Raw genomic sequence first — 10,870 nt, forward strand, 5'->3', positions numbered from 1 at the left:
GTGTTTCATCCTGAACCCCTACGTTCAATGTACGTATCCTGCCAATTATACGGAATATGCTTCGTGTCTAGGAAGCAATTTCGCGCGCCCGTCAGAGGCGCACGACACTCGCTCTAGCGTTTGATTGTCGGCGACATCAGTTCGCTTCTCATCGCATTGCTCAGACCTTGAGACGTCAGCGTTGCGCCGATCATGAGAAAACCGACGACGACTCCCATGACAACGAGCAGGCTAATGTTGAGCACCTTGGCCGACTTTTGCACCCGCTTGCGTGCGTCCTCGACACCCTTGATACCCAACTTCTGGATGACGTCCGCAAAGTTGGCGGTGCGGCGGCTGTAGTCGATGATGCGGTTCGATAGCTGACGATCGAAAACGCCTGTATCGAAAGCCTGACCATAATTCGCGCTCTGCGAGGACTGTGCTAGAAGCCGGGTCAGAATCTTGTGGATATGCCAGGCTAGCCACGGTGACGACCGTTTTTTGAGCCGCTCCAGCGAACGAACCAATGGCTCGCCAGTCGCCAGCAGGGACGCAAGAGCCGTCAGGAAGATCGACGAATAATAGTCGCGGAACAATCGATACGGCGTGTACCGGTCGAGCACCAAACGGTACGGACCGGTCCAGTTCGGAATCGACCACGCGAAGCGCCACCCGAGCCCCACGAGCGCAAGTAGCAAGAGCACCCCATATCGGGTCATGACGTACGAGATGGCATACAGGATCTTGCCGACGGTGTCCCACTTTTCCGGAGGCGCGATCTGCTCGAAAACCGGGATCACGAAGAACGACATGATGGCGAGGAACACGAACGTCATCACGATCAGCAGTGCAGGCATCGCGAGCGCCCCGATCATCGTTGCGCGCATTTCTGACTGGCTCTCCACAACCTTCGCGAGAAAGCGCAATCCCTTGTCTACGTCGCTCTGCTCTTCGATTGCGGAGATCACCATCACATCGCTGTCCGGAACCATGCCTTGCAGCATGCGCGAGTAGCTACCGCCCTTCTCGCTGTAGCGCCGCAGCATTTCCTTGTACACCCCAAGGAAAGGGTCATTCTGCTTTATGCCGCGTGCGATACGGATGGAGAGAAATTGCGCCACGCCTTCTGAGTCCTCGATCGCTTGCGCAAGGTCTTCGTAGAAGGCAACCCGTTGCCTGCGGAAGCCCCGCACTCCGCGTTTGAACAGCTTGCGGTCTTCGTCCCGTTTCGACGTGGCATTTTTCAGTGCGGTGACCACGCCCTCAAATGACAGATTCATGTTTTAGCCAGCCTGATTGATGATTTCGTAGTGCTCAATCAACTCGATCGATTCCAACGTCTGGATATCGATCGTTCCGCAGTACGCCTTGTATAAAGCATGTTCAAAAACCGTCTTACCCGTCATATCAGGCGAATCGTAACGACCATCGCTCGTACCACGCCATTCAAGCTCGGCTGCATAGTCATCGCCGTTGCGCAGATGCTGCAAGAACAGGCGCGTCGGACGGTAGATCTCGGCGGCTACCGTCATGCCTTTGACGCCGCGATGGTTGCACAAGGCGCATCCGCCCTGTCGGCGAGTTTTCATGTTTGCGGTGTCGATCCGGAAGCGTTCACGGATGAACGCGGTCATTTCAGGCATCGTCTCGTCAGCGGACTCTGCACAGACCGAGCAGACCTTGGCGAGCAGCGCCTGATAGACCATCAGCGACCAAAATTTCGGCTGCGTGATCGTGTGCATCGAAAAGCCGATTTCGCTGCTGGTCATGCGGCTCGCAATGCCCATGATTCCTTCGGTGTGGAGCGTCCCGAGAACCTGATGGCCTGTCTGCAATAAGGTCTGTGCGCAAACACCAGACGCCTCGTCGCGGATCTCACCCTGAAAGATGACGTCCGGATCCGATCGAACGATGATGCCTTGCACTTCCTTGAAACTCATCTTGCCGGCGTCGGCGTTGAGCGAGCGTTGCAACGAGATTTGCAAGCTCGCTGCGTTGATGACCTTCTCGACGGGATCTTCTACTGTGATGACGTTGAGCCGGTCTACGCCAGGCATGGTTTCAACGTAGAACGTCAGCGTCGTAGACTTACCAGAACCTGTGATCCCTGCGATCAGCACCAAGCCCTTGCGGTTCACCGCAGCGCGAGCGAACATGCCGGCTTGATCGTCGGAGTAGCCGAGATCTTGAAAGCGCGTCGCCGAAACCGAGTTGTCGCTGTCGATAAAGCGGATGTACACCGTGAAAGCGCCTCCGCCGTCGTCGGCGAAGCCTCGACTCGACTGATAGCGAAGATTCACCAGCTTCTGGTTCTTCCAGTACGGGATCATGCAAGACTGCGCAACTTCGATGTTGAACGCCGAGTGAGAATTCGTTTTGATGCCCATTAGCCGGTTATAGCCGTACGCGATAGCGCCGCGAAGCTGCTCCCGCGTAAAGACGCCGCCATGCGCGCCTTTCATCGGCTCTAACTCGGTGTCGATGCGGTACTTCACCACAGCGCTTTGGCCTTTCACAACGAAGTGCACATCAGTTGCGCCATTCTCGAGCCCATAGCGAATGAACTGATCGAAAAGCTTCGCCTCTTCGCTGTTCTCCCCACCTTCCGCACCTGCCTCGCGAACCTCCGTTCGATACAACGACGCGATTAGATCTTTCGGCGCGAAAGCAGTTTTCAAGATCGACACGTCGCCGTTGCGCAGCTTCGCGCGCAACGCGTCGAGGTGCACCATGTTCTGGTGATACGCCGCGGGGTCGATAAGGATCGTTGCGCTGCGGGCATCTTCGCCGACCGCAATCAATGCGGCGCGGACAGCGTCAGGTTGCTCATAGAGCGCGCCTTTGGCCGTGTGAATACACCGTACAGAAGGAAGCCCGGCGACCGACTCGATCTTCTTCAAATCCGGCAACTGCCGCTGTGCTTGTCCGCCCTTCTGCGGAGGTTGGCCACCACTTCCGACGCTCTGCGGACGCTGCGTCGCGCCCTGCGTCTTGCGTGGCAGCGCCTGCGGCGCGCGTGCGCGTTCCGCAGTTGCCGTGTCGCGTCCCATGAAGGGAAGCAGGCCAAGGAAGTTATTCATCGCCGCCACGGTAGACCTCGAAAATTAGTTTGATTGGCTGACAGGCGGACGCGTCGGCCCAATCGGCGGGAGGCTCATCGGGGTGGGAAACATGGGCTGCTGAGAAGCCGCAGTCGCGACCACCGTCGGCGCCGCTGCGCTGACCGTAGGCTGCGCCATGTACACCACCTTTTTCGCCCCATTCTTTCCGTGCTGAAATGTCACCGACGCCTCCGAAATGTCGGCGAGTGACCAGCCTTCGATGGAGCGTCCTTTGGTTAGCGGAAACGATGCGCTGTTGCCAACGGAGACGTCAACAGTGACAACACCGCGCGCGTCGCTGTAAATGCCGTTCACGCGAATGTCATCGACCGGGTTCCTTGGCTTCGATTCTTTCGGCGTCTTCGCTTCCGTGATAGCAGGCGCGACGGCAATGGGAACGGGAAGCGCGCTCGTCGCTGGTGCAGTAGCTGCTGTCTTGTCACCCTTCGCATCAGCGATCTTCTTAGCCATCTCCGCGCGCATTACCTCGCGTTGCGCTGCGACAAGCTCTTCAATCGTCGCGGCCTGCGCTGCATGCGAGAGCAGCCCGATGCCAAATGCTGCCAAAGTGATTGCCAACACGCGCCGCGCACTGGCGCTAAGGTGTCGCGAGTTCAACGCGGTAGGGTCAGTCTTTGACATAGTAGCTTCCTCTTAATTCGAATACGGGATCGATGCCAGTGATCGTCAGATCCATGGAATCAAGCGTTACGCTGTCCGGCAGATGCCGCAGCACGTCGTCAAACACCGCTGCCTTGCCGGTCACTTTGAAATCGCCCGAGCGGATAGCACCATGGAGCTTGTTCAGGTCTATGGCGCTCGGATTGTCGGCTCCGAACAGCTTGGTATCCCCGAACTGAAAGCTCACGTTGAGCAGCGACAAGTCCTGCGCGAACGAGCCTTGGGTCCGGCGAAACTCCGCAGTCGATGGCAGCCGGTCGCTACTCAGCGGCGTTTGTGGCGCGGGCTGATTCTCTAGGGTCACTAGCGCTTGTTGACCATCTGGACTGAACATGATGTTTCGAGTGCCAAGCGCTCGTTCGAGCGCTGCGCCGTCCCCACCAACAATGTTCCAGGCGTAGGAACACTGAGCGATCGAACACGAAACCTTCGTGAGGAACCAGCCTGCTTGAAGTGTCTCCTTGCTCCAGTCGCCATGAATGAACCTTGCAGCGACGGGCGCCACGGTTCCAGCCATAGCGAGGCGGCTAGGCAACTGCTGCAGATACTGTTTGGTTGCATCAACCTTCTCGACCTTTTTAGGCGGATGAACGAATCGCCAAACGTCTCCGCCGTACTGCCACGCAGCCAAAGCCAGCGCGACAGCACCGATGACGAGCATTCGCTTGTCCGTGCTCCGACTTGCCTTGACCAACGTTGCAACTTCAGAGCTTCCCTCGTCGCAAAGCTCGGCCAACGAAATCGGCACGCTGCTTTCGTAGACCTCCGAATAATTTCCGTAGAACGTGAAGGAAATCCCGCTATCCGCCTCGATGTGACGGATACGGTCATCGGCTTCCATCACGCTGCCGTAGAAATCGCCCAACGGCAGCGGAAGACCATCGCGAAGCGCAGCCATCTTCGCGGTCTGCCCATCGACTTCAATCCAGATAGCATTCGCTGCTACGTCGGGAAACGAGGCGAGCAATGCTGCCGCGGACTTGAATTTCGGGTTCTTGACGTCGTCTGGAACATCCGCTTTCGCGAGGAAGCCAAACAGGATTGCGTGGTCAGCAGCGCAACGCACTTGGTACGCTGCCTTGTTGCTTTTTACAATCTGAACGACTTCGTCCTTCTCCGAGCCGTCTCCGGACAACGGCACCCAATCAAGTCCGAACACGACTTGCGTACCGTTGACCTCGACTATGCGTGCCGACATATGTGCTCCGCCGACTTAGATCGAACCTTCAGTGACGACGGGCGTCACGAGGATCACCACCGCTTCGCGGTCGTCGTTGCCGTTGAAGCTGCCGCCCGCGATGATTGGGGCTCCCGGCGTAAGCGTGCGCTTGTCGAACTGGCGGCTGTCGCGCTCGTAGCCCGAAAGGACGAGCGTTTGTCCCGGCTTCATCGACACTTTCTGCAAGAAGTCAGTGCTCGATACCGTCGGCGTCTGGATGCTGTTTTGAGTCGCTCCCGTACCCGACGTCTGGCGCACCAGCGCGTCGAGCGACGAAATGCCCACGGACACCTGAAGCTGAATGTTGTTGCTGTCCAGCACCGTGGGAAGCAGGTTAAGCATGAAGCCAGTCGTGACCGTGCCGGGCGTCAGACCGGGCGTGCCACCAGCGCTGCCCGAGGCACCGGCCGGTGCCGGCGTCACTTCCGCCAGGTAGCCAGTTTGCTGAGTGATTGCCACCGGGACCGGCTGACGGTTGATCGTCATGGCGTTGGCGGTAGTGAGAACCTTGGCGCGGCCGTAGTCATTAAGTGCAGACACGAATGCCTGTGAGCCTGTCCACGTGCCGGCCGAGCCGTCCGTGGGCGCGAGGACCGAAGCGCTCAGATTCCCTGCCGTCGTCGCGCTAACCAGCGAAGCCGGCCCCGTGTAAGACAGAGCCCAAGGCACCATGTGCGTGACCTTTTGGAAGACAGCGGTCCAATCGACACCGTACTGATTGTTGCCCGTGAGCTTCACCGAGATCACTTCGACCCGCATCGCGACCTGTCGCGTCAGGGTCGCGTTTTCGTGCTCGATAATTCGGCCGATTTCGTCCACGGCCCCACGCGTGTCGGTCACCGTGATCGTTCCGGTAGCTTCTGAAATTGCGTATCGGCCAACGGGCGTCTTGATTGCCTGAATAGACTTATCAAGCGAGGACCACACGCTGAACGTGCTGTTCATCTCGACCTTGCCGGTCGTCGTGTAACCACCGGTCGTGACCGACTGCGACGCCGTGCTGCTGCTCTGCGTACCGGTTTGGGTTTGACCATCGCGGCCCATGCCAGCCTGAAGGCCGGACGAGCCCGGCAGTGCTTTCAGCACGAAGGTCTTGGTCACGAGGCGGCGCAGCGTGATAACGCCGTCGTGGTAGTCCCACGAAATGCCAGCTTGCGCGCATAACAGTTCGAGGTAGCCTGCGAGCGTTCCGATGTAGCGCATCTCGTACAAGGCTTGCGACGCCGGTCCAGCCATGGTGGCTGATGTACCAGCAGCCAGGGCACCGCCCGCAGCCGGACTTGGCAGCGGCGGCAAAGTCGTCACCGACCCCGGCGTCGTCGGTGCGGCCGGCGCTGCGCTCTTGTCCTCGGTCGAGATAGATGTTCCGTTGATGTTCATGAACGCGCTCATCGGCATGAGAACGTCGGGCTGCACGCGCACCGGGATACCGGTGTTCTTTTGCAGCCGTTCCGCGACCGTCAGCATGGTTCCCTTGTCCGGGAAAATAAAGCGCCATCCTTCGCGACGGAAGATCTCCGGCAGTGCGGAATCTGCCTGCATAGGCACCGCGTGACCGCCGAGCCAAGCGCCCGACACGCGTTGCACGACCGCGACGTTAGACGTCACATTCATCGTCGTGACTCGCGCCCGATAGTCGGTGACCTGTTGGGCCGCGTCATCCGTCTGCCGCGCGATGTCGCGCTGCATAGAGCCGCACGCCGCGAGGACGATCGGCAGCGCGATCGCTGCCACCGTGCGTTGACTTACTTGTCGCATTCTTTCTTATCCCCGTAGTGAAGCACGCGGACCACATGGTTCGCTTCGTAGAGGCACGCGAGTGCCGGATAGTCGCTGTAACGAAGCGACGACATGAATTGAGTAACCGCGTCTTCGAACGAGCCAGCAAACGAGCCTTCCAATTGCACCGGATAGTCGTAGGCGATCTCCCACGACACCTGCCAGCCCGCGTCCTTGGCCCATCGCAGGAGCGCTTGACGAAGCGTCACATCGCTCGCGCGCACGTCCCAACGCATTGCGACCGCTTGTGGCGCGGCCGGACGCATCGCGACGCTGCTCGTGACAGGCGCCATGCCCACGCGACGCACCGACACCAGCTTTTGATTCCAGTCGATCGTTGCCTCGGTGCCGTAAGCGTTGGCGAGGGAAGCGTTCAGCACCGTGTCCCACGGCTGACCACCACTCCACGAAATCGGCTGCTGAGCGTCGGCCGCGTGCGTATCGATACGGAAGTCGCGCGGTACGATTGCGGGCAGTACGTCGCCGAGGGCAATGTTGTTTCCCATCCCGCGCGGGACGGATACGTTGGACGGACGCAAGCCAATTTGCGTGACCTTGCGGCCAGTCGCGTCGGGCAGCGCAACCGGAGCGGCGGGAGCGGCCGGCATTGCGGTCGTCGAAGGGGCTGCATTGAGCGCGTGTTGCGCAACTTCAGGCGTCGGTGCCGCGCCAGACTGGACCGGCGCTACTGCGGACGCCGGCGCGGGCGCCGGTGCCGCTTGGTTCACGAAACCGGCGCGCGCTGCGGTCGCGCACGTCAGCGTCACCCCGGCAGCGGCCAGCACCGCAGCGATTGTTTTTCTGTGCATGTCGCACCCTTTCATTCGTAGTTTCTGCGGTGATGCCACCAGGCACGCGCATGGATAATCGACCCGCGCATCTTGTGACGGATCAGTCGGATGAGAACCGGCAGCGTGTAGCCCTTTTTCTCCATAACGAAAAACGCCACGATCGCGACAATGGCAAGCGCGAACGACCACTTGGCGGGCCGATACAAAGCGATGAGCAGCGGGAAGAACGCGCGGGCATCGATGCCGAAAAAGCGCATCGTCAGGCCGAATTCGCGCCAATAAGAACGGACGGCTCTCATTCATCGGCCTCGCCTGCATAGCGACGGAACGTCTTCATGTCGATCAAGCCCTTATCGAGCAAAGCCCGAAGACCTGTCGTCATATCCTGTCCCTTAGCTGCTACGACCTGCCGCAGGTAAGCGCCCCACTGCGTGTACGGCATTTCGCTCATGGCGAGCTTGATATCGCGATCGAAATAAAGCCATTCGCGAACGGCAGCACGCTTGCCGTCAAGCGTCGGCACCAGAATCTGCACCACGATCAGACGGAGCGCACCGAGCAGCTTCGACGCGATCGCCGAATGCTGATCGCCCGGAAATACCTGAATCGCGCGCGACGTCGTCTCGGGAACGCTTTCAGTGTGCATCGTGCCGTAGGCACCATGCCCCGTCAGAGAGGCTTCGACCATCGCACCGATCGTCTCAGCGTCACGTGCTTCCCCAATTCCGATTAGGGTCGGCTTGCGGCGCATTGCGTTGCGAATGCCGCGTGCGAAACTCGGGATGTGTCGGCCGACTTGCATCTGCGAGATCTTCGGACCGACGTTCTTGACCTTCGTGAACAAAAACTCGATCGGATCCTCGTACAGCAGGATCTTTACGTCAGGATCGGTCGCCGAAACGTCCGCATAGAACGCAGACATGAGCGTCGTCTTACCCGAGCCAGTCGGTCCGCACACGAGAACGAGGCCGCGCGGCTGGTAAAGGTTGTTCTGGATGCCGGGCGGCAGTTGCAGCGCATTAAGCGGCGGCGGAACTTCCGGAATCGTCCGCATCGTGATCGATACGCCGTCGTCGGCGTCGCCCACTTGAGCACCCGAGATATTGACGCGGTAACGACGCGTGTCGCGCTCGACAACGAAGCGATACGCACGGTCAGCATCGGTGCCGGACTTGATGACTCCGATCACTTCGCTGCCGAAGGCGTTGGACAGCAGCGTTTTGATCTCGCCGTCCTTGATCGTGCGCGCCGTCAACGGCACTTGTCGGCCGCGAACTTCGCCCCATACACGATCGCCCGTCTGGAATACGACGTCCGATACGTCCTGAGCCGCGCAGTAGTTCATGAACTCGCGAAGCTGATGCTCGCCGAAGTTCGGCACCAGTTGAAACGGATCGACATGCACGAGCGCGCTCATTGCGACGCTCCTGCGGGCGCGCTTGCGCCCTGCTCGACCGTCGGTTGCCACTTCTTGGCGTCCGTGACGAATCCGCCGTGGTCCGTTACGCGGTAGAGCGTGTCGCCGACATTGATCTGATTCCGGTCACCAGAGACAACGGCAGGCGCGACAGCCACCATCGGTTCGGAAACCATGCCCTTGTTCAACAGTTCCGAATAACGCAGCATTCCCATGTAGTCGCGATCGAGACGCGCGCGATTGCTGCTCAGAATTTCGTCGGCGAGCTTCTTGCCGTACTCGTAGCCAAGCATCACCTGCTCCTTCCAATAGGCGCGCTCAGCGTCGTTCTTGGGAAGGAGAGCCGCTGCGGGCATTTCATTGCCCTGCGTGAGGCGAAGGCCAACAAAGAGATAGTCCCGCCAGGATGGCGGCGTCGTAATGAGGCGCGAGCGGGTCACGATCCGGTACATGCGATCGGCGACGCGCAGTTGGTCTGAGGTCGCTTCAACTGCATCACGAGCCTCGGTAATCACCGGAGGGAGAACACCGTTCTTGGTCACCAACGCGCCGAATCGGTACAGCTTGTCCAGTCGATCGCCGCGAGCTTCCAGTTCGGAGACGAGGACAGCGGAGCGATCGGCAGTACCTTTGCGGCTTCCGAGCGCCATCGCTGCCTCTTTGAGGATCGATGCGCGGGCAGGCGTGATTGCGGGCTTCTGAACAGAGTCAGCCGACAAGTTCGCAAGATCGTCGAGCGACATGTCGCCAGCCCATGCCGGAATCGTGCTCAGCGAGCACGCCACCGCGAGGGCCATTGAAGACAGGACGTGGTGCTTAGACGCCACGGTAGTGAATTTCCAACGCATCGTTTTTCAGGACGACGTCCGCGCGGCCACCACATTGCGTGCCGACGTTTTCCAGCACGTCCACGAAGCGAGTATCGACGGCCGACAGCGAAACCGGGATCGGAACCGCGCGACCCATCGCAGCGAAGCGGAGACCCTTGGCCTCCGCCAGCTTGCGCAGTACCTCGTGCGCATCACCCTGCCACTGAACGGTAACGAGATCGCCGCTGACCGTGACTTTTCCCGTGCGGGGCGCAACGGAAGAGATACCGCCAGCGCGCGCCACATCGACCATCATCCGGTCGATCTTCTGTGCCGATTCGCTGAATTGAGCGTCCAGCATCCGCCCCGTGGTGTCCACGGCAGGCGGCTGTTGCGTGGCGCAGCCTGCGGCTCCGCACACTAAGACAGTCATGACAACGCGTGTAAATCGCATGTTCTTGGCTCTTACCTATTCAACGGCCACCGGCCGACGTTTTCCGTATGAACTATAGCATACGTAAAAAGCGCCAACAATGACTTGTTGCGTATGAAGCAATGGATACGTACTCCCCTTCCGTCAAACGCTTTCTCGTCATCGCGAGACGTATCTATATAGTTGGTAGCCTTCGAGGCCGTACGCCGCTCCCCACTCATGAGCGGTATCGCCAAAACTGCCGCTCGGCCGGGAAGCACACGAAACGACGCTTCCGCGCGTCGTTGCCTCAACCCGGCCATCTTTTCCAAACGACGCGCGGCGGCGTCGTTCCGGCGTCGTTTGGCCTGCCGCTGGAGGCAACGACGCCTCGCGGCGTCGTTGCGGCGTCGTTGTATCCCCTCAGTCCTATTTCACGAGATCGCTCAGCGTCATTCCGGCGTCGTTGCGGCGTCGTTTTACTTCAGCAACACCATAAGCTCAACAGTTTCTATTGCGTATCCTTGCCACGATACGTAAAATGCAACGCAATGACGCCGCTCGGCGTCGTTTGTTCGGCAAACGACGCCTGCAAGCGTCGTTTTCAACTTCCGCCCTGAGACGAGGCATCAATGAGCAAAGCTAAAGCAGTTCGCGCCGTAGACGTCGGCTACGGCAA

10 protein-coding genes are annotated in these 10,870 nt (G+C 59.6%); all 10 read right to left on the minus strand.

Annotated elements, in window-relative coordinates; all coding sequences use genetic code 11:
* Window positions 1–113: 113 nt before the first annotated feature.
* Genes IAG25_RS33220 through IAG25_RS33265 form a run of 10 tightly spaced genes read right to left on the minus strand, consistent with a single transcriptional unit; the run spans window position 114 to window position 10,140 of the window.
* On the minus strand, window positions 114–1,262 hold the full coding sequence (locus IAG25_RS33220) for a type II secretion system F family protein (RefSeq protein ID WP_187608660.1): 1,149 nt from the start codon (window positions 1,260–1,262) through the stop codon (window positions 114–116).
* A gap of 3 nt (window positions 1,263–1,265) precedes the next feature.
* Complete coding sequence (locus IAG25_RS33225; protein WP_187608661.1) at window positions 1,266–3,062, minus strand: ATPase, T2SS/T4P/T4SS family; 1,797 nt, start codon at window positions 3,060–3,062, stop codon at window positions 1,266–1,268.
* Between the two features lie 24 nt (window positions 3,063–3,086).
* Complete coding sequence (locus tag IAG25_RS33230; RefSeq protein WP_187608662.1) at window positions 3,087–3,725, minus strand: hypothetical protein; 639 nt, start codon at window positions 3,723–3,725, stop codon at window positions 3,087–3,089.
* On the minus strand, window positions 3,712–4,962 hold the full coding sequence (locus IAG25_RS33235; RefSeq protein WP_187608663.1) for a type 4b pilus protein PilO2: 1,251 nt from the start codon (window positions 4,960–4,962) through the stop codon (window positions 3,712–3,714). The genes IAG25_RS33230 and IAG25_RS33235 overlap by 14 nt, the downstream gene beginning before the upstream one ends.
* A 15-nt stretch (window positions 4,963–4,977) precedes the next feature.
* Window positions 4,978–6,741 (minus strand): PilN family type IVB pilus formation outer membrane protein, encoded by a 1,764-nt coding sequence (gene pilN / locus IAG25_RS33240; protein WP_187608664.1) that lies wholly within the window; start codon window positions 6,739–6,741, stop codon window positions 4,978–4,980.
* Window positions 6,729–7,586 carry a toxin co-regulated pilus biosynthesis Q family protein gene (locus tag IAG25_RS33245; RefSeq protein WP_187608665.1) on the minus strand — a complete coding sequence of 286 codons (858 nt, stop codon included), beginning with the start codon at window positions 7,584–7,586 and terminating at the stop codon, window positions 6,729–6,731. The genes pilN and IAG25_RS33245 overlap by 13 nt, the downstream gene beginning before the upstream one ends.
* Complete coding sequence (icmT, locus tag IAG25_RS33250; protein ID WP_255504126.1) at window positions 7,583–7,852, minus strand: IcmT/TraK family protein; 270 nt, start codon at window positions 7,850–7,852, stop codon at window positions 7,583–7,585. Before icmT ends, IAG25_RS33245 begins: the two co-directional genes overlap by 4 nt.
* Window positions 7,849–8,970 carry a type IV pilus twitching motility protein PilT gene (locus IAG25_RS33255; protein ID WP_187608667.1) on the minus strand — a complete coding sequence of 374 codons (1,122 nt, stop codon included), beginning with the start codon at window positions 8,968–8,970 and terminating at the stop codon, window positions 7,849–7,851. The genes icmT and IAG25_RS33255 overlap by 4 nt, the downstream gene beginning before the upstream one ends.
* Entirely contained in the window at window positions 8,967–9,818 is an 852-nt protein-coding gene (locus IAG25_RS33260) for a type IV secretory system conjugative DNA transfer family protein (RefSeq protein WP_222946760.1), read from the minus strand. Before IAG25_RS33260 ends, IAG25_RS33255 begins: the two co-directional genes overlap by 4 nt.
* Complete coding sequence (locus IAG25_RS33265) at window positions 9,787–10,140, minus strand: DotD/TraH family lipoprotein (RefSeq protein WP_222946761.1); 354 nt, start codon at window positions 10,138–10,140, stop codon at window positions 9,787–9,789. The genes IAG25_RS33260 and IAG25_RS33265 overlap by 32 nt, the downstream gene beginning before the upstream one ends.
* Window positions 10,141–10,870: the final 730 nt, after the last annotated feature.

The sequence above is a fragment of the Caballeronia sp. EK genome (assembly GCF_014384845.1).
Classification (GTDB): domain Bacteria; phylum Pseudomonadota; class Gammaproteobacteria; order Burkholderiales; family Burkholderiaceae; genus Caballeronia; species Caballeronia jiangsuensis.

Bases quoted from the DNA above. Each gene is read 5' to 3' on its own strand.
- icmT (WP_255504126.1), bottom strand. From the start codon at position 7,852: ATGAGAGCCGTCCGTTCTTATTGGCGCGAATTCGGCCTGACGATGCGC.
- IAG25_RS33265 (WP_222946761.1), bottom strand. From the start codon at position 10,140: ATGCTGGACGCTCAATTCAGCGAATCGGCACAGAAGATCGACCGGATG.
- IAG25_RS33245 (WP_187608665.1), bottom strand. From the start codon at position 7,586: ATGAAAGGGTGCGACATGCACAGAAAAACAATCGCTGCGGTGCTGGCC.
- IAG25_RS33220 (WP_187608660.1), bottom strand. From the start codon at position 1,262: ATGAATCTGTCATTTGAGGGCGTGGTCACCGCACTGAAAAATGCCACG.
- pilN (WP_187608664.1), bottom strand. From the start codon at position 6,741: ATGCGACAAGTAAGTCAACGCACGGTGGCAGCGATCGCGCTGCCGATC.
- IAG25_RS33260 (WP_222946760.1), bottom strand. From the start codon at position 9,818: ATGCGTTGGAAATTCACTACCGTGGCGTCTAAGCACCACGTCCTGTCT.
- IAG25_RS33225 (WP_187608661.1), bottom strand. From the start codon at position 3,062: ATGAATAACTTCCTTGGCCTGCTTCCCTTCATGGGACGCGACACGGCA.
- IAG25_RS33255 (WP_187608667.1), bottom strand. From the start codon at position 8,970: ATGAGCGCGCTCGTGCATGTCGATCCGTTTCAACTGGTGCCGAACTTC.
- IAG25_RS33235 (WP_187608663.1), bottom strand. From the start codon at position 4,962: ATGTCGGCACGCATAGTCGAGGTCAACGGTACGCAAGTCGTGTTCGGA.
- IAG25_RS33230 (WP_187608662.1), bottom strand. From the start codon at position 3,725: ATGTCAAAGACTGACCCTACCGCGTTGAACTCGCGACACCTTAGCGCC.